The following is a 19,931-nucleotide window of genomic DNA, read 5'->3' as shown; positions in this document are numbered from 1 at the left end:
GAATAATAGAATAGCTACCGGCGTAAGCCAAAAACAAGAACCGACAGATACGAAACGGCTGCTTTCCTGGAGATTCTGCCGACAGAAAGATTACCTTCCTTCCACCACAAACGCCCCCGACTGATCCGGAAATCCATACCGCCGCTGCACTTCCCGGTACTTATGCAGGAACTTCCGGCTGCTCTTCACGCCAATCGCCGAGAGTACGCCCTGCAATTTGGCTTTGACGAGGTAGTTGAAGACGAACTTCTCCCGGTCCCGCTCAAAAAAGACATAGACCGGTCGCCGGTTACGCTTATGAAGAATGATGGCGTTGGCCAGGAAATTCTCCACCCGCAGCAGCAGGGGCTTTCGGTTCGGGTCCTTTTTGTCGAGCAGGCGGGCGGCGAGATCGTTGTAGTAAAAATGCATGACGCCAAAAGCCGCATATTTATTCCCCGCCCAGCTGGCATACAGCGTATCCGAAATACCGTGCCTGATTTCAACAGAAGCCATCTTCTGAACAATGGGATTGAAACCCGGCAGCGACATACGCGACAAATGGCTCTGCACCCGGAAACCCGACAAACTATCCGCATACGCCTCCCGGTAGTAAAACCGGCGGATGTGATTATCAAAAAGCCGCAGTGACGCCAGCATCCGGAGGCTATCTCCGGGTTGCGGCCGGTTGGTCACCCCGCGTATCAGCGCGTACATGTTTTCGAGGGGAATCAGGCCCCAGTTCGTCGTACCCGGAACCGATTCGTGTACGGTGACCCGGCCACGTACTACTTCTACCGTATCTACGGCCAATTTCTGCCCGATTTGCCCGATCAGACGCGTAGGCATCAGCTTTTCGATGCCGTGGCGGAATGGTATGTTTTTATCGCGGGACGTAGTCAGGTCGGGTTCCTCTGCAACGATTTTCCGGACGTTGATACCCTCCTCTCCTTTGCCGTACCGGATGCCGGAAATATGCAGGGCCTTTCCTTTTATCAACTGGTAATCCGCCTGCCACTGAGCTGTACGGAACGTCTCTTCCCGGCTCTGGCGCGGCGTAATGTGAAACCCGAGCAGGCTGAAAGTACTCCCCGACCATGCATAGCCTTCCGCGCCGATAAGCGACTTCGGCGTATCAAACGCCACCGGTCCTGACCATAGCCGGGCTTTCGGAACCAGGTCCTGCCAGCGAAACGGCTCTTTCGGGCGATGTACCAGATTGGCATCACGGAACGTCCCGCCGGCGTCTTTCACCTGCAATCGGACGGAATCATTCTTCGCCCAGGCAGCGGAAGCGCCTTTCCATTCGAGCAGCGCGGCGGTGCGTACCGCGCCGTCACGCGTCACTTCTCCCTTCGTCAGTGTCGTTTCAAAAACAGGTACCTGTACCGAAAGGCGCTCGCGCGCCACCTGTATCCCGGATAACTTCACCTGTACACTATCGTAGCGAATAGGCTCGCCAACCGAAAGGCCGCGTACCTGTATATCCGCCCCGGCGTGGATGGAATCCTTTTTACCAAGGTACCGGACGTTCCAGTTTCGCAGGTGAAGGGCCACCCTGTTCAACTGCGGCATTGGTCGCCGCGGCTGCTGTTGTCCGGCTTTGGTTTTTCGCTCGCCTGCGGTAACAACAGTAGTACCTCCGGTAGCTTCCAGCGCCGAAACAGGTATTTCCCGAAAATCGGTCGACCGGATACGGGATGTTACAACGGCTTCCGGGACATTATTGCGGCTATTTTTCGTGTTTACTTCGATCCCCTGAATGCGGGTACTTCGTTGATTATCAAACTCAACCCGGCGGATGGAGGCGTTCATCTCCGGTTTTTTGACAACGATATCTGTCAACAGCACCTTTGCCGTATCCCATTGAAAGTAAGACCCTTGCGTCCGGATATGGTTCAGGAAAAAGCTTTGCCCCTTCCAGGAAGCCTGCACATTCGGTCCTTCCACCGAGAAGCGTGACCGGGCTACAGCCAGCTCAGTAATCCTCAGGACGGGCAGCGGTGGTTTTTCGGTTCGGGGAGCGCCTGTCGAACGAATCGCTACGTCAAGATCTTCCATTTCCAGCCGGTTGATCTGAATGGCCTTTTGTTTTTGGAGAACGTCCCAGTCAAACGCTTCCCAGTACACGCCGGATGCCCGGGCGGTTGTGCCGTTGGCAAGGCGAGCCACGGCAGCCTTCAGCCAGTTCCGGCGCCTGACACCGTCGAGCCGGTAGCCGCCGAGGTCGAGCGTAAGTTTCGGCGTATGAACGGCGATCTGCCCGATCGTCAGCGTCGGCAACGCGTGTTTGATGTCGACAAGCGAGTCGGCGTCCAGAAAATCCCGCAACAGAATGCGTGTATCAAAATCACGCAGGTGGATGTCGACCGGTTTTTCTTCCCCCGCATGCATCTGCAACTGCCCGTCCCGTACCTGAAACACCCGAACCGAAATCAACTCGCCGAGATGGTGCAGTGTTTCGTAGAATCCGGCGGGGCCTGCCGCTTTTTTCTTCCCGGGTACCGGTGTAATGGAAACGCCGGGCGATACCAGCTCCGCTTCGTGAGCTACGAGCCGTTTTTTCAGCAGTTCATCCAGGTGTATCTGCTTCAGGTGCAGCAGCGGAGCCGTGAACCGCATTCCGCCTTTTGCAGGGTTAACCGGCCCATACTTTACTCCGACGAGGAAGGCGTCTTTTTTTCGGAAGATCATCCGGGCGACGACCAGTTGCGACAGACTGTCTTTCGACAAAAAGGCAACGTCATCGAGGTCCAGCCGGATGCTGTCGGTCGTGACCGGATGGGTACTTCCCGGAACGACTTTCAACCCGTAGATGCCCAGATCTGTTTTATCGGTACGAAGCGCAGTGGCATTATCTCCTTTCAGGTGAAGCCGCGCATCCGTCACTTCTATCACATTGATTTGTATTTTTTTGAACGGAGGGGCCGCCGGTCTGCCATGCTCTTTTTTTGCATGCAGGGGAAGGCTCAATACCGGGGATACGCAGCGCACCGTATCCAGAATCAGCTCCTCCTTCTGGTACAGCGCGGGCAGGTGCCGGGTATTAAAAAAGGCCTTTGCCGCGGCGAAAGACGCCCCTTCGCCCGCATAGGAAAGCGAGTCTACTTCGAAATGCTGCCGGTTGCCCAGGAAGCGCAATCCGGAAAAGGCGATTCTGCTGTGGCTTTCCGGAAGTACCCAGTGCTGAGGACCGAGGGAAAAGGAGACAGAATCGGACCCGAAAATATGCCCGTCAGCATTGTTGATTTTTTCAAAATTCCGGATCGAAAAACGAATATCACGCACGGCAAACGGCTCCGCACTCCATCCCCGGAAAAGCACAAATGAAACGCCGGAGGCGTCGAACGAACGGACGCGCAGGTGAACCAACGCTTTTTTCAAACCATCCAGAATCATCGACGGGTGAAACGGCGCCTGCTTCGCAGCTTCTTTGGGACGGCGGTCGTGCCACTCTACCGTCGCGCCAGTCAGCTCAAACCGCCCGATGCCAACTTTCCGGTCGAGGAGAATCTCCCGCCAGGAATCAACCGTCAATTGCAGGGAAGCAATCCGGACATTCGCAAATGTCTGCCGCCCGGCAGTATCACGGCACTGGAGGACTGCATTCCTGAGCAGGGCCTGCTTCGCCGACCAGGACACGTCTACGGCGTCTGCCCGGAACGCGTATGCGCCGTTGGTCTGCTGCTCAACCGTAAACGCAATAACCTCCTTCAGGCTTCGCAACAGCAGCCAATGCAGCAAGCCGCCAGTCGCCCCCAGTACAACGAGGGTGATCACCAATCGACGGATCCATTTTTTGGCAGCCATACCTAAAGCGCGTGAATGTAAGACAGCTGAAAACCGGCGACAAAATAACTTGCCCGGCTTACTCCCTGCTCGCCCAGCAACAGGTTGGACTCATTCGGCGTATCAAAATTGACCGGCTGGGTGTAGCCGTTCATCCCGCCATAGGTAAACATCAGGCAGGGACGTACTTCCATCTTTTTCTTGCGGATGTTGGCACCCACCTGCAGGTGGTAGTTATTCCAGTACGATGTGTAGGGTGTATGCCCGTCCGGCACCGAAAAACGACTGCGGTCTGTGTAGGTAAAATCGGTACGGGCAGCGGCATAACCCTGAATTCTCTCCGTCACCGGGAAGGTAATGCCCAACGCTGCATTGACGACCGGCCGCCGGGCGTCCCGTAGGGTCAGTAGTCCTTCTCCCGAAATCTGCGCGGTATCCGGACGGATGTAGTACTCGTTTCTGGGCGTCAGGATGGCATATTCCTTCAATCCCGCAAACCATTCTGCTGCGGCGAAAAGTTGCCCTTTTCCATAATCGAAGGTATATCCGGCCGCAATACTTACCGGTGATTTGTATCGGATATGCAGTTTTTCCTGCCGGGTATTGGCCAGCAGGTTGAGCGGACTCAGGCCGGCGCCGAGAACGAGGTTGGTTACCAGGTTATCGCTGACGAGCGTACCCCGCCCGGAGAGTTTCAGAAGCGGCAGGGAAACCGTAAGCCCGAAATGATGACGGTCCCGGTTGTACGCCAGTCCCAGCCGGGGCCGCACGCCGATCGAAGTATACTCGACACGGTAAACCGACTCGACGTTTGTCAACGGAAGAAAATCAGTGGTACTGCCGGTATTGACAAGTGCACGGGCACTGACTTCTTCGTCCAGAAACTGCTTGCGCATAATCCCTTCCAGCGTAATACCGGCCGTCAGCGACGGCTTCAACCGGACGGCGGCGCTGAGTAATCCCGAGGTTTCATTGATGAGGTTCTGCGCGGCATACTGCCCGATAAAAGTCTCGGAACCAGGACTATAGGCGTTATCCAATACATCCATATGCTTATCCTGTCGCTGGGTAACCTTGTACGAAAGGATGTAATGATGCAGCAGTCCGTAAGCCATCACAACACGGCCCCGTTTTATCGGTACGCTGCCCGCCAGCATCGAGGGGTAGATACCTGTTCCGCTGGAAACCAGTGGCTTGTGAACGCCGGTACCTTCCCGGATCTTCAGCGTCGCGTACTGGTAAATGTTACCGGAAACAGAAATAGACCGCTGCGGACGAAAAGCCAGCAGCGCCGGATTGAAGAAAAAGACACCGCTGTCACGCGTGTCGGCGACCGTCGCGCCCGGCATGACAAAACCACCGGGATTGAACTGGGACGACCAGTAGTGCGTGTCCTGCGCGGCGACCATCACAGGTATACACCCTAAAAGAAAAAGAAGGATTCGCATCAGGCTGACAAGTTTCAGATGCCTTCGGGACTCGTTGGGCGACGGTCGTCTCCGCGGCAATAGGCAGGTTGTTAGCCAAAAATAATGATTTCCGGTAATCAAGCACCCTATTTAACCAAGAAACCTGACATAGTATTTTTTTCGCACCTGAAGAGGTTTAAAAAGTGAGTAGTTTTTACTGCATTTGCAATAATTACCGCAGGTTAGCTATCAGATGCAAGAGGAACATTTAACAAGGAAGACCCGGCAGTCTGGCCAACAAAAAAGGAGAATAAGCGCCGGATGCGGCCTTATTCTCCTCGTTGTCGGGTCCGTAATTCCCTTAAAGTTCTTTCCGGTTGAAGACGCTCTTCGCTTCGAAAGGCTCCCCGTAAAGTATGGCCAGGACGTTTGTGACGGTCGACAGGCACATGGCCCGGTACGTCGTAGCCGTCAGGCTACCGGAATGGGGTGTGATCACCGCATTCGGATGATGGACAAGAACATCTCCCACGGCAGGTGGCTCTTCCTCCAATACATCCGCAGCAAAAGCAGCGAGTTGCCCGCTGTTCAACGCCGAGAGCAGGGCGTTCCGTTCGATCAGCGCGCCACGCGCCGTGTTAACAAGTATTGCTCCCGGTTTCAGCAGCGAAAAACGTGCTGCGTCGAACAGATAACGGGTTTCGTCGGTAAGCGGCAGATGCAAACTAATCACATCCGATTGCCGCAGTACTTCTTCCAGCGGCAGCACACGGTACGGCGTATCCCGGCGGCTCCAGGTGACGACGTTCATCCCGAAGGCTTCTCCGAGCCGCGCAACCCGCCCGCCGATATTTCCCAGCCCCAGAATACCGAGGGTTTTGCCAGAAAGCTCATCGCCGGCGTACTGATTCCGCCAGGCCCAGCTGTCGGTCCGGACGGCCTCCGCAGAACGATACCCATTCCGAATCGCCATCAGCATGAGCATCAGGGTATGCTCGGCGATCGTCGCCGCGTTGGAACCGGGGGCATTGACTACCCGGATTCCCCGGCGGGTCGCCTCCGCAACGTCTACGTTATCGAGACCTACGCCGCAGCGTGCGACTACTTTCACAGAGGGGCATTGATCCAGTAATTTCCCGTCTATCAGGCCTTTGCCACGGGTAATAATGGCGTCGACGGGTTCCGTCGAAAGGATATCGGCCAGGGGTCGTTCTCCCCAGGCTGTAAAAACCCGGGCCCGTTGCCGGAGAAGCGCGTCGGCTTCTTCGGCAACGGACTCGAGCAGTAAAATCGTTGGCATCATGAGCGTTCGTGGTACAGCGTGGCGTTGTCCGAACGTTCTCCGCGGAAATCATTCCGCCCTGAAACATACAGACCCGCTTCATACAGATCGTCTTCAAAAATAGCCGGATCAACGGCGCTTCCCGGGCGGGAGGAAATCTCGACAAGGTTACCGGCCGGATCGCGGACAAACATCTGCATCGCGCCGTCGGGCAACTGCCGTACTTTTCCCCAGGGAGAAATATCAATTGCGCCGAGTTCCTTCATCCGGTGAAAAACGGCGTTGAAGTCGTCGATCTGCACGCAGATATGCCCGCGGAACGACGGCGTATCCTTCCATTCAGACAGGTGCAGCTGCTGTTCTTCGTTGAACTTGAAGAACATAACCGGGTAGTCAAAATGAAACGCCGGCAGTACCTCCAGGCCCAGTTCTTCGGCGTAAAACGCCCCGGCCTTTTCGAGGTTGTCGACAATCAGGGTAACGTGGTTGATTTTAAGGGCTCTGGCCATAGCAGATGGGTTTAGAAGGCTATTTTTTGCGTGTACTCCTCCACAAATGCCCAGTTGGGCGTGACGCCCAGGCCGGGACCGGTCGGAGCGATCAGTTGTCCGTTTTCGACGGTAATACGCTCATTGACAAGCTCATACATCATCGGATTACCGCCAAGGGAAAACTCGATGATCGTCGCCGCCGGCGCCGCAAACGCGACATGAACACCGGCCATGAACGAGAACGCCGAACCCCAGCAGTGCGGCGCCAGCTCAAGCTGGTAGGTATGCGCCAGCTGCGCCACCCGCATCGACTCCGTGATACCGCCGATGATAGCGGAATCGGGCTGGACGACGTCAAGGGCACGTACTTCGATCAGGTCCCGGATGTCAAACGCCGTGTACTCGCTTTCCCCGGCGGCAATGGGAATGGACGTCGACGCCCGTACTTCCGCAGTGCCGTGCCGGTTATCCGGGCCGCAGGGCTCCTCGAACCAGTAGAGATCACAGTCTTCCACGCCGCGGCAGAATTTCTTTGCTTCCGGAACGCTGAAGGTGCCGTGGGCATCGGCCATGAGTTTGATATCCGGACCGATGGCTTCGCGGGCGGCCCGGACGCGGTCGATGCTGTTCTGCACGGTCCCGTCCATCACGCCCACACGCATCTTCACACCACCGAAACCCTTCGAAATGTACCCATTGAGCTGCTCGCCGATGCGCGACGCGTCCGCCCAGCCGCCGCTCGCATAGGCAGGCATACGCTCCCGGCAGGCGCCGCCGAGGAGGTTTACAACGGGCGTATCCAATGCCTTTCCTTTCAGATCCCATAAAGCCGTATCGATACCGCTCAACGCGGAGATAAGCAGCCCGCGGCGGCCCAGCACCGGAAATTTCCGGCCCCGGCTCAGCGCGTAGTGATCCCGCGTGCCGTTGTATACGTGTTCCCACAAACGGGAAATCTGACTGGCGTCTTTACCGATCAGGAGCGGACGAAGTTCGTTTTCAATGCAACCGACGATAGAGGAACAGACGCCGGATGAACCGACGGCCGCTTTCGCCTCGCCGAAGCCCTGGAGGCCGTCTTCCGTCGTCACAACGACAAGCGTCATGTCGAAATCCGTCAGCAGGCCGTAGTCGGACGTATGTTGTTTTTCCCTGGGAATCGGACACCGGAGCCAGAAGGCTTCCACATTACTTATCTTCATAAACAGGCTGAATCAGGGGTAAAAGGGTTTCGGAAGATTGACGGGTAAGCATGGTATAGAAATCCTCGGTAACGGAAGAACTGCCGTGGTCTTCCAGGAATTTCTTTTGTTCGGGGGAAAGTCCCTCAGGATGTTCGTCAATAGAATTGGGGTACGGATTGGCCGGTGTACGGTCCAGCGGAGCGCAAAACTCGACCGACAGGACGTCGTCATACCCGATTTCATTTAGTGTCCGGATGATTTCGGGCCAGTTGAGCGTACCCATACCCGGCGCCATGCGGTTGCTGTCGGCCACGTGGAAACCTACCAGCCGCCCTTTGGCCCGCCGGATGGCGTCATAGGTATTGTCTTCCTCGATGTTCATGTGGAAGGTATCGAGGCAAACGCCGCATTTCGGCCCTACTGCCTCGGCCAGCGCCAGCGCCTGATCGCCACGGTTGATGAAGTAGGTCTCGAACCGGTTAATAGGCTCAATACCAAGGAGTATATCGACTGACTCTGCATATTCATATACTTCCTTCATACTGTCGACGGCCCAGCGCCATTCGTCGTCCGGTCGTCCGTCCGGTACAATTTTCCCGACCGTTCCGGGGACAACAGACACCATGTGTCCGTCCAGTTCCCGAACCATCCTGACAACGTCTTTGACATACTGAACCGATTTAGCCCGCTGCGCGGGGTCTTTTGCCAGGAGATTCCGGTCTTCCAGCATAAGCGTCACCGAACCCCAGCAACCAAGGTCGTGATCGCGGAGCAGCTTGCCGATGCGCGTGGTATCGTACAGGGACGGCTCTCCCTGGATTTCCAGCTTCTTGTAGCCGAGGCGGGAAATGCGGCGGATCGTGGTCTCGATGGGCTCCGCACGCATCCAGTTGTGAATCGATAATTCCATTTCAGGAATCAGGTTTAGAGTGAGTCGGATGGTACCGGCCGGGCGACGGCCGCCCTGAATATCCGCTAATTTTTTCTTGAATTCTTACAGAAAAGAGGCGATTTGATGGAAGATACCCGCAAGACAGCAAAAACAATTGCTTCAGGGGAGGCGACTGGGATCGAGCAGCTGCGGCAGCCACACGCGGAAAAGGGAGTGTTCGGGATTATTTCCGGCAGAAGCATAGTCGCAGAAAACAACGGGCACTGCCTTCGCTCCTCCTTCCCTGTACGATTCAGGAAGGAAATTGGCCCGGAACGCCATCCAGACACCCGGCTCCCGGACAGGGTCCAGGGCAATGGTCTCCTCTTTTCCGGGCGGCGTAAGAAGCGCCTCCATTTCAGGACCTTCAAAGCGGGCGTCGCGGCTGAGGACGATCGGCCCACGTACCAGCGCCACCATCTCGGGTTCTTTGCCCATGCGCAGTACCCGGCCTTCCATCGTCAGGTTGAGTTCAACTACCGCGCCATTCTTCCATTCCTGCCGGATAGCGGTTTTCGGGCCGGAAACGGCCTGCCCGTTGACCGTCATCTGCCGGCACCACTCCGGTATGCGGAAGGTCAGGGTAAATTCCTCCGGCCGCGACAACGCCAGCCTGAACCGTACTTTTCCGCTGACGGGGTAGTCGGTATCCAGCGTGAGGGTAAGGTACTGACCGCCTGGCGTTTTGATGCGGAAGGCGCCGGCGGTATAGAAATTAACCTGCGCGCCGTCAGATGCTTCCATCACCGCGGCAAACGGAAAGGCAAACAGACCGCGGGGACCGCTCGCCGTACAGCAGTTAAGGCCCATGCCGCACTGCTCCGAGCCTTCGAGCCGCTGCCCGGCCAGCGGAGTATACTTGGCCCAGTCGGCGCCGTCGGGTCGCATCGATCCGAGAAGGGCATTGAACCAGGACTGCTCGACGGCGTCGGCATATTTCATCTGCCCCGTGAGCCGGAGCAGTTGCAGGCTCAGCTTGATCCAGGTAACGGTTACGCAGGTTTCCTGGTAGTGGTGCACCGCTACGGTCTGGTACTTCTTTCCGCCAAACCAGCATTCCATCGCCGAACCGGAACCGGCTACGTTTATTTCCGTATCGCGGATATTTTCCCAGGTTTTTTCAACCGCCTCCCGGTAGGTCTGATCGCCCGTCAGGCGGTATAGCTCCAGCAGGCCTTCGTAGCAGGACATCATCTCGTAAGCCTTCTGCCCCTGTTCCCAGCCAAACCAGTTTTTGGGTTTTTCGAAGCGATGCGCGACATCGGTACCCGCTTTGGCAATCAGCTGCGGACCATCCGCCGTTTCCCACTGCCGGACAATTTCCCTGGCATAAGCGAGGTACCGCGGGTCGCCGGTTCGTCCGTATAAGAGGCTCAGGGGTTCGAGGATAGACGTCGCTGCCATACCTCTGTGATTGCCCTTCCGGACAATCAGCTGGTTATCAAGTTCTTTCAGTAAATGGTCTGTGAGATGGAGCGCGGCGTCGAGTGCCCGGCGATCTTCGGTCAGGTCATACCAGGAAAGCAGCCCAAGCAGGCAGTACTTCCGCCCCCAGATATCCCATTGATCGAGGTGGCTTTTCGGCGCATAGTTGCCGATGTAGCCGTCTTTCGTCTGGGTACTGATCAGCTCCGTCACCGCTTTGTTGAGCAGCGCCCGCAGCGCAGGGTCGGGTTTGTAGCGATACGCAAGTACTGCCGACGTAAACCACTTCCCCCAGAATTCGGACTGCCAGCAACGGGTTTCGGTACGGTTCCGGAACGGTTCGACAAGCCGGTCCACATCCTGTACGAGGATGCGGTTGAGGTAGGATGCCTCCAGGCGCTGGCCGGCAAAACCGGTCAGCACAACACTGTCAGCGGGCACGAGGCGGTCGCGCACGTGCGTCTGCGCACCAAGCCAAACCGGGAAAAGAAGCAGGAAAAGAGCTTTCATGGCAGGGATTCGTTCAGAGGTTTTTACGTTCAAATATTTCGAAAACGCGGCCTGCTCCTGTCCTGCACCCTCGGGTTATTCCAGCAGAAAAATCTGAAGGAATTTCCCTCCTTCCCCGGCTACGTAGCGGTTAAAGGCTATTTTCTTCCCGTCGTTGGACCAGACGACGCCGTTGACCGGCTGCTCGCCATCCGGGTATCGCCGCGACACCCGTTCGAAGGTTCCGTCGGAAAGCCGCGTCACAAAAACGCTGTTATCAGCTCCGTAAACCAGGCGGGTACCATCCGGATGTACCTGGAAATTGGTCTGAACCGAAAACGGCTGGAACGTCAGTTGCCGGATTTTTCCGCCGTTCGGCGAAACGCCAAATACCTGAGTATGACCGTGTTCGTCTTCCGACAAAAACAAAATCATCGATCCGTCCGGAAGCGTCCGGAGCCAGTGACGCAGCCCGCGTACGCCTTTTTCGGTGAATGTCACGCGGCGCTGTTGTACGCCGGCCGGAATACCGGGCCGGGTAGTCGCAGTTCCCTGCAGCGGCTCACCGGGAGCAGCCTGCGTCAGGTCGTCCGGTAAATCCACGACAAAGACCTCTGTTTTGGTCTCTCCGTTGCTTGTCCGGACATTTCCCTGAAAGGCAATCGCGCGTTTTTTTCGCTTTCCGTCGCTGCCGACGTATCCATCCCGCCCGATCCAGGCTTCGTCAAACGCCTTGTCGATCTCATCGCTGCCGGGAGCGGGGTGGTCGGTAACGCGGGTCACCACCACCGAAAACAGCTCCCCGTCATTGTTTTCCGGGGAATGGGTATCCGGCACATGAACCGGACCGGCAGGTACCATCACGCCGACGGTACGCAGATCGTGTACCGAGGGGTCCCGGCGGCCGAGTTGCTCAAGTATATAATCGTTATAGGTGAAACTGATCCATTGCCCATCGGCGCTCCAGGTATGCGCATGGGTACCGCCCCGCAGCGCGCCGGGCGTAAACGGGGCGTTGATATTCCGGGCGTCCAGAAAATGGCGGACGCCGGGCTGGTCGGTATCAATAGCTACACCGGTTCGCCGGGTCATACCGTACGGGTTTTCCGGACCTGCATTGCGGATACCGTGGATGAACAGGACGCGGTTCCGGATGGGACTGAAGGTCGCTGCGCCAACGCCGGGGCCATATTCTGTCTGGTTTTCAGTGCGGTATAGTTGCCGTGTTTCACCGGTTTGGGTATTGACCATGCGGATGGCGCCTGTCCGGATGATGGCGTCGTCCTGGTTGCGGCTATCGAAGACGATCCAACGGTCGTCCGGAGAAAAAACCTGCGTATGGTGAAGCGTATGGCCTTCGGGAGAAAATGTAAGCTGGCGTTCTTGCATGGCAAACGGAGATGTACCCAGGCCGAGAAAGAACAGGAACCAAGGCATCATAGTTGGAATTGATCGGTTTGAGGTAGTACGTCAGGAAGACGGAGCCGGACTATTCATCCCTGAAAAAATCCTATCTTTCGACCTACCTCTGAACCACATGAAAAAACTGCTTCTGCTACTCTTCCTGCCCCTGATCGGATGGGCGCAGGTTCCTGGTACGGTCATTGCCTATAGTCCTGCGGCATCAGGCCTGTATATCGGCTCGCCAAGCCTGTGCGTGCTGCCCAACGGCGAGTACCTCGCTTCCCATGATCTCTTCGGTCCGAAATCAAATGAATTTGTCCGCCCTGTTTCCCGGATATACGGGTCAGGCGACAAAGGCAAAACATGGCGGCTACGCGCTGAAATCAACGGGCAGTTTTGGTCGAAGCTATTCGTCCACCGAAACAAACTCTACTTCCTCGGTACCGATAAACACCACGGCAATACCATTATCCGGACCTCGGGCGACGGCGGGTATACCTGGTCAGAACCGTCGGGACCTGAAACCGGCCTGCTCCTTGCCGGAGAGTACCATTGCGCGCCGATGCCGCTCATCGAATACAACGGCCGGCTCTGGCGGGCGATGGAAGACGCCATGGGGCCGATCCGGCAATGGGGAAAACGTTATGGCGCTTTCCTGCTTTCGATTCCGGCAGACGCCGATCCGATGATAGCCGGAAACTGGACGCCTACCAATGTACTCCGCTACGACTCCACTTACCTTGACGGGCATTTTGGCGGCTGGCTCGAAGGCAACGCAGTGGCGGGTCCCGACGGGCGGCTATGGGATGTTCTTCGGGTAGACGACCGCTCTTCACTGGATGAAAAAGCAGCAATGGTCTCTGTCAGCGGCGACGGGCGTACGGCCGGTTTCCGTACCGACTCCGGCTTTGTTTCCTTTCCCGGCGGAAGCAAGAAATTTGCGATTCGCCGTGACCCGGCCTCCGGTATTTACTGGGCGCTCGCAAACCTGATTCCGGAGAATGTAAAGGCGGCGAACCCCGGAAAGAATCCCGCCGGCATCCGCAATACGCTGGCGCTGGTCCGCTCGGCAGATCTCCGGAGCTGGTCGGTGGACCGGATCGTACTTCAACATCCGGATGTAGCTAAACATGGGTTTCAGTATGTCGACTGGATCTGGGACGGGCGCGATATCCTTTTCGCGTGCCGGACGGCGTTTGACGATGCCGACGGCGGCGCGCGCAATAATCACGACGCCAACTACCTGACTTTTCACCGGATCAAAAAAGTCCGCCGGAAGGCTGGACACGACCGATAACTCCCTGATTTCGAATAAATTTCCCCGACAACTAAACAAGTCAACCCGGCTGACTAAGTACTTGTTCTTACAGGGGGCGAGAAAAAATCCGGCGCCAGTGTTTGTAATTAGTCTAAATAATGCTGTTACTTTGCCAGCGATTCTATTCACTGTTTGTAACAAGCTCCCATATGCTCGCCCGGAAATGGACACTTGCGGCGGTTCCTGCCGTCTGTCTTCTGACGCTTCTTTCTTCCTGTTCGAACGATGACGACAACAATGTCGCACCGAACCTCCGTACCAAAATCGATTATGCACAACTGGCTGATACGACGTCTTATGCGCGGTTGTTTGTCGACCAGACCGGCGCGTCAACGGTAGATCTGAGCCAGGGCCGTGCCCGTCTGAGCATGATCCGGGCGATGGACACCTACATGAAAACGGTGACGCCGGCCGGTTCAACAGTCGTACTCGACGGAACAGTCCTGAAGAATATGTTTGCCAACACCGGCAGCCCGTTCTCTGACGCCGCGCTGAATACCTCCGGACTCGCGGTGCGGACGGTAACAGGCCTCTCTGCTACGGACCCCGAGAAAGTCCGCAAACGGCTGGATGATCACTTTGTCGCCATCGCCGAGGCTTCCAAATCGGTACAGCTGACGGCAGCGGAAGGCAAAGCGGGTAAACTGGGCACCTACCTCGTCGACTCGAAAGGAATCGAGCTCGGCCAGGTAATTGCCAAGAGCTTTATCGGCGCTTTCCAGCTTGATTACATCGCTCAAACGCTGTTCAGCGATCAGAGCCTGAATGCGGACAACAGCAAGGTTGTCTCCGGCAAAAAATACACGCAGCTCGAACATAACTGGGACGAAGCCTACGGTATCCTGACGCTCAACGCGCGGTATGGCATGAACGCCACGCCCACGTCGAACGGTGGCGAAAGCTTCCTCGGCTCTTATGTCTGGGAATACAACAAAGAAGGCTTTGCCAAACTCCACCCGGCATTCCTGAAGGGTCGTGCTGCCATCGTCAACAACGATAAAACCGTCCTGAAAGAACAGGCGCTGCTTATCCGTACAGAATTTGAGAAGGCCATTGCCGCCGCCGCCAGAGGTTACCTGGATAAATGGAAAACCAACGCTACCAATGACGCTGCCCGTGCGCACGCATTCGGGGAAGGCGCCGGATTTATCTATTCCCTGCGTTTCTGCAAGGTAAACGGCGCGGATGACGCATTCTCGGACGGATTGCTCAACGACCTGGTGGATTCGGATCCGAAAGGTTTCTGGGGACTGACCAACGCCAAAGTCGATGCGGCGTCGGCCAAGATCAAGGCCAAGTTCAACCTTTAGGAGGTTACTCCTTTTGTAAGACCAACAGAGCAGCTCCGGTTGCTCTGTTTTTTCCGTTATAACAGATGAATCGCTTTTCCCTCTTTCTGGCCCTGACCGGCCTTGTTTTCATGACCGCCTGCTCGGGTGATAAAGGCTCCAATGGTCCCGGCCCCGATCCCGATCAGGGCGCTACCAACCGCAAGGCGTTGCTGACTTATACCGTCGACGACATCATCCTTCCCGGCTACGCTGCTTTCAAAGTCAAGCTGGACACGCTGACAGCGCGGACCAATGCCTTCGCTGCCAAACCCGACGCCGACAAGCTGGCTACGCTGCGGCAGGGATGGGCGGATGCCTATGTCGAGTGGCAGAAGGTTGAATTGTTTGACGTCGGTCCGGCCAATACCCAGACCCTTCGCTACTACTTCAATATTTACCCGGCCAATGCCACGGGCATCGAAGACAACCTCAAGGCAGATAACCCGAACCTGGATCTGCCCAACTCCTACCCGCGCCAGGGTTTCCCGGCGCTGGACTACCTCCTCAACGGCGTTGGCGCCAACGACGCGGCTATCCTCGGCAAGTATACCAAGGACGAAAACGCAGCACAGCGGATCGCTTATCTGAAGAAGGTAGTGAGCAAGATGAACCTCATGCTCGGGCTGGTTATTTCCGAATGGGGCAATTCCCGGGATAAGTTTGTGAACTGTACCGGGCTGGATGCAGGCTGTTCGACTTCCCAGCTCGTCAATGGGTATGTTCTTCATTATGAGCGCTATATCCGTTCCGGAAAGATCGGTATTCCGTCGGGTGCGATGACCAACGGCGTAGCGGCGCCGGAGAAAGTGGAAGGCTTTTACAAAAAAGACCTGTCGAAACTCCTCGCCCAGACCGCCCAGCAGGCTTTCGTGGATTTCTTCAATGGAAAAAGCCGCCGAACCGGATCCGAAGGCTTGTCGCTCAAAAGCTACCTCAACGGCCTCAACGCCAAAGACAGCAAAACCGGCGAGCTGCTGACCACAGCCATCCTCAACCAGCTGGACGCCGCGGCGAAAAAACTCCAGCCGCTCAAAGCCAGTCTGTACGACGAAATCAATACGAACAAAGCGGCCGTCGTGGACGTCTACACCGAAATGCAGAAGGTAGTCCGGATGCTCAAGGTAGACATGACGACGGCGATGAGCATCACCATTACCTACACGGATAACGACGGAGATTAACGTGGAAAAGAGTACTTCGGCAGCGCCCCTCGTGGTCTTCCGGATCGTTTGGGGCGCTATGCTGCTGGCCAGTGTGGTCCGATTCTGGACGAAGGGCTGGATCGATGAGCTGTACATCCGGCCGGCGTTCTTTTTTCCCTACTACGGGTTCGGGTTTGTCCATCCGCTGGGCGAAGCCACGTATGCTGTTTTTGCGGTCTGCGGGCTATGCGCATTACTGGTCATGATCGGACTCTGGTACCGGTGGGCCGCCGCAGGCCTGTTTCTCAGCTTCACGTACATCGAGCTGATGGACAAGACGACGTACCTGAATCACTATTACTTCGTCAGCCTGGTCTGCCTGATGCTGATTTTTCTACCGGCGAACGTCCTGTTTTCGGTAGACGCCTGGCGGAAGCCGTCGCTCCGGGCAGGCCGGATCCCGTACTGGACAACCGGCTCGGTTCGGCTGCTCGTCGCGCTTTTGTACGTTTTTGCGGGAATAGCCAAGCTTAATTCGGACTGGCTGCTCGAAGCGCTGCCCCTGCGTATCTGGCTGCCGGCCCGAAACGACATGCCGGTAATCGGCCCCCTGCTCGAAAAGCGCTGGGTTGCCTATGCCTTCAGCTGGATCGGCTGCCTGTATGACCTGACGATTCCGCTCTGGCTCCTGCTGCCGCGTACGCGGGTATGGGCCTATGCGATGGTCGTTGTTTTTCATGTGCTGACGGCGCTGCTGTTTCCGATCGGGATGTTTCCCTATGTGATGATCGTTACGGCGTTGATTTTCTTTTCGGGGGAATGGCATGGACGACTGCTGGCCAGGCTTGGCCGGCTGGTTCCGGCGATGCCGGTACGATCGGCGACGGTGTATGCCTATCGTCCGGCGGCGGAAAAGGTACTGAAGGCCGGCCTTCTGGTCTTTTTTGTGTTTCAGTTTCTGTTTCCGTTCCGGTACCTGCTCTATCCCGGAGAGTTATTCTGGACGGAAGAAGGCTACCGGTTTTCCTGGCGGGTTATGCTCATGGAAAAAGCCGGGTATGCCCAGTTTACCGTGCAGGACACTACCGGCCGGAAAATCATCGTCAACAATACCCTGTTTCTGACTCCCCTGCAGGAAAAAATGATGTCGACGCAGCCGGATATGCTGTTGCAGTACGCGCATTTTCTGCGGGATCATTTTGCCGGAAAGGGCTTCCGGCAGCCTTCGGTATACGTCGATTCGTACGTTGCGCTGAACGGCCGGTTCGGCCGTCCGCTGGTAGCGCCGGATACCGACCTGGCCCGCGAGCGCGATACGTTTTTACCCAAATCCTGGATTACGCCTTTTGATGATACGATTTACGGTTTTTAGTCTCTTACTGCTTTTTACACAGCTGGTATCGGCTCAGACAACGGTTTCGGGCCGGGTATTGTCTGCACGGGACAGTACGGTCCTTTCCGGCGCGGACGTCCGTCTCGGCGGCCAGACCCATCGTACCCGCGTGGATGGGCGGTTTTCCTTCGCGCACATCCGCCCGGGGCAATACCTGCTCGACGTTACGCACAGCGGGCATGATTCTCACCGCTTTCCTTTCGCCCACGGACAGCAGGAAACGCAGCTGATCCTGTTCCTCGAACCGCGCACCAAAGACCTGAAAGAAGTAGTCGTTTCCGACAAGCAAACGGATTTCGGATTTACGCGGCTGCGCTCGGTCGAAAACATGGGTATTTACGAAGGAAAAAAATCAGAGGTAATCGTTCCGGATCAGCTGGTAGCCAACCTCGCCACGAACAATGCCCGCCAGATTTATTCCCGCGTGGCCGGGCTGAATATCTGGGAAAACGATGGCGCCGGGCTTCAGCTGAGCATCGGCGGGCGGGGCCTGGATCCGAATCGTACGTCGAACTTCAATGTCCGCCAGAACGGATACGACATCAGCGCCGACGCCCTCGGCTACCCCGAAAGCTACTACACGCCACCGGTTGAGGCCGTCGGCCGGATACAGATGGTCCGCGGCGCCGCCTCCCTGCAATACGGGACGCAGTTCGGCGGGCTGATCAACTTCGAAATGAAAAAGCCTGTCGGCGACCGGCCGTTTGAGCTCGTTGCCCGCCAAACCGTCGGTTCCTTCGGGTTTTACAACGCCTTTACCAGCGCTTCCGGAACGAACGGCCGTTTCAGCCACTATACCTTTTTTCAGTACAAGCGGGGAGACGGCTGGCGGAAAAACAGTGACTTCGACAACTATACCTTTTATACGGACCTGAACTACCGCCTCAGCGACCGCACCCGCGTTGGAATCGACATCACGCACATGAGCTACCTGGCGCACCAGCCGGGCGGGTTGAGCGACGCGATGTTTGCGCAGGACCCACGGCAGACCAACCGTGAACGTAACTGGTTCAAAGTCAACTGGAATTTATGGGCGCTGCACCTCGATCACCAGCTGACGCCGAACGATGAGCTCAATTTCCGGGTATTTGGCTTGTCGGCCTACCGGTATTCGCTCGGTTTCCGGCCGAACCGGGTGGCGACGGTCGACGATCAATCCGAACGGGACCTGATCAAAGGCGATTTTACGAACTGGGGAGCGGAAGGCCGTTACCTGAAACGGTATACGGTCGCTTCACGGCAGTCGGTACTCCTTGCCGGCGCCCGGTACTACCACGGCTTCAACCACAGTGTCCAAGGACTCGGTAGTACATCCAAAACCGCTGATTTTCATTTTGTTGATCCGAATCAGGGGATTTCCTACGACTACCGCTTCCCGAACCGGAACGTATCGGTCTTTGCCGAAAACATTTTCTACCTCTCTGATAAAGTATCGGTTACACCCGGCGTACGATTTGAGTGGATTCGTACAAAAGCCGACGGATTCTATGGTACGATTCTCTACGACCTTGCCGGAAATATCCTCGATGTCAAAAAAACGCAGGAGCAGCGTACCAACGGTCGTCAGTTCGTTATTGCAGGTATCGGTCTGAGTTACAAGCCGAATGAGCATGCCGAAGCATACGGAAACATTTCGCAGAACTACCGCTCCATTACCTTCAGCGACATGCGGATTTCCAACCCCTCCTCGTTCATCGACCCGAACATGAAAGACGAAAAAGGGTTTTCGCTGGATGCCGGTATCCGCAGCAGGGGTACGTCGCTTTTCAGCTACGACGTCAGTGGATTTTTGCTCAACTACAACAACCGGATCGGCGAGGTACAGTTTTACGACGAAAACGACCGGGTACTGCGCATGCGCAGCAACATTGGCCAGGCGCTGATATTCGGTCTGGAATCCTATGGCGAAGTGGATTTCCTGAAATCAGAGGTACGTCCCGACTGGAGCGGCGTGGTATTCGGAAATCTGGCTCTGATCCGGTCAACCTACAACAAAAGCGATATCCCGGGCGTCAAAGGCAACCAGGTCGAATTTGTACCCGCCGTCAACCTGAAAAGCGGCGTGCGTTTCGGCTACCGGAAATTCCGGGCATCGCTGCAATATACCTACCTCTCTCAACAGTATTCAGACGCGACGAATGCCAAGGACGGCGGCGTTTCGGCGGTCGTCGGCCTGATCCCCTCCTATGCCATCTGGGATGCGACCGCCTCCTACACCTGGAAGCGTTTTCGGCTGGAAGGAAGCCTCAATAACCTGGCCAACCGCATGTATTTCACGCGGCGGGCGACGGGTTATCCCGGACCGGGTATCCTCCCGTCTGACGGTCGGAGTGTGTATGTAACGCTTCAGTTCAAGCTGTAAAA

Annotated in this window: 13 protein-coding genes; 5 read left to right on the top strand and 8 right to left on the bottom strand. The window is 56.5% G+C overall.

Annotation, left to right across the window (positions count from 1 at the left end; genetic code table 11):
- Positions 1-90: 90 nt before the first annotated feature.
- The 8 genes from BLR09_RS01460 to BLR09_RS01425 form a co-directional block, all read right to left on the bottom strand.
- Entirely contained in the window at positions 91-3,789 is a 3,699-nt protein-coding gene (locus BLR09_RS01460) for a hypothetical protein (RefSeq protein ID WP_093196778.1), read from the bottom strand.
- Between the two features lie 2 nt (positions 3,790-3,791).
- Positions 3,792-5,216 carry a hypothetical protein gene (locus tag BLR09_RS01455; protein ID WP_143010984.1) on the bottom strand — a complete coding sequence of 475 codons (1,425 nt, stop codon included), beginning with the start codon at positions 5,214-5,216 and terminating at the stop codon, positions 3,792-3,794.
- Positions 5,217-5,538: 322 nt separating this feature from the next.
- Entirely contained in the window at positions 5,539-6,480 is a 942-nt protein-coding gene (locus BLR09_RS01450; RefSeq protein WP_093196774.1) for a 2-hydroxyacid dehydrogenase, read from the bottom strand.
- Positions 6,477-6,968, bottom strand: a complete 492-nt coding sequence (locus BLR09_RS01445; protein WP_093196772.1) for a VOC family protein — start codon at positions 6,966-6,968, stop codon at positions 6,477-6,479. Before BLR09_RS01445 ends, BLR09_RS01450 begins: the two co-directional genes overlap by 4 nt.
- 11 nt (positions 6,969-6,979) lie before the next feature.
- A complete protein-coding gene (locus BLR09_RS01440; RefSeq protein ID WP_093196769.1) occupies positions 6,980-8,152 on the bottom strand; it encodes a mandelate racemase/muconate lactonizing enzyme family protein in 1,173 nt (390 codons plus the stop codon).
- A complete protein-coding gene (locus tag BLR09_RS01435; RefSeq protein ID WP_093196767.1) occupies positions 8,139-9,044 on the bottom strand; it encodes a sugar phosphate isomerase/epimerase family protein in 906 nt (301 codons plus the stop codon). Before BLR09_RS01435 ends, BLR09_RS01440 begins: the two co-directional genes overlap by 14 nt.
- Before the next feature lie 141 nt (positions 9,045-9,185).
- The gene (locus tag BLR09_RS01430; protein ID WP_093196765.1) at positions 9,186-11,000 is read right to left on the bottom strand and encodes a glycoside hydrolase family 127 protein; all 1,815 of its coding nucleotides are present in this window, start codon (positions 10,998-11,000) and stop codon (positions 9,186-9,188) included.
- A 75-nt stretch (positions 11,001-11,075) separates the two neighbouring features.
- The gene (locus BLR09_RS01425) at positions 11,076-12,419 is read right to left on the bottom strand and encodes a DUF3748 domain-containing protein (protein WP_245689850.1); all 1,344 of its coding nucleotides are present in this window, start codon (positions 12,417-12,419) and stop codon (positions 11,076-11,078) included.
- 97 nt (positions 12,420-12,516) lie between these two features.
- Between BLR09_RS01425 and BLR09_RS01420 the strand changes: the two genes are divergently transcribed.
- From BLR09_RS01420 to BLR09_RS01400, 5 genes are all read left to right on the top strand, one after another.
- On the top strand, positions 12,517-13,680 hold the full coding sequence (locus BLR09_RS01420) for a glycoside hydrolase (RefSeq protein ID WP_093196763.1): 1,164 nt from the start codon (positions 12,517-12,519) through the stop codon (positions 13,678-13,680).
- Between the two features lie 119 nt (positions 13,681-13,799).
- Positions 13,800-15,011, top strand: a complete 1,212-nt coding sequence (locus BLR09_RS01415; protein ID WP_245689849.1) for a DUF4856 domain-containing protein — start codon at positions 13,800-13,802, stop codon at positions 15,009-15,011.
- Between the two features lie 65 nt (positions 15,012-15,076).
- A complete protein-coding gene (locus BLR09_RS01410) occupies positions 15,077-16,213 on the top strand; it encodes an imelysin family protein (RefSeq protein ID WP_093196759.1) in 1,137 nt (378 codons plus the stop codon).
- A gap of 58 nt (positions 16,214-16,271) precedes the next feature.
- Complete coding sequence (locus BLR09_RS01405; RefSeq protein WP_093196757.1) at positions 16,272-17,546, top strand: HTTM domain-containing protein; 1,275 nt, start codon at positions 16,272-16,274, stop codon at positions 17,544-17,546.
- On the top strand, positions 17,524-19,929 hold the full coding sequence (locus BLR09_RS01400) for a TonB-dependent receptor (protein WP_093196755.1): 2,406 nt from the start codon (positions 17,524-17,526) through the stop codon (positions 19,927-19,929). Before BLR09_RS01405 ends, BLR09_RS01400 begins: the two co-directional genes overlap by 23 nt.
- Positions 19,930-19,931: the final 2 nt, after the last annotated feature.

This window comes from Siphonobacter aquaeclarae (genome assembly GCF_900103285.1).
GTDB classification, from domain to species: domain Bacteria; phylum Bacteroidota; class Bacteroidia; order Cytophagales; family Spirosomataceae; genus Siphonobacter; species Siphonobacter aquaeclarae.
Note: the sequence above shows the minus strand (reverse complement) of the source record. Positions and strands in the feature narration are given on the sequence as shown.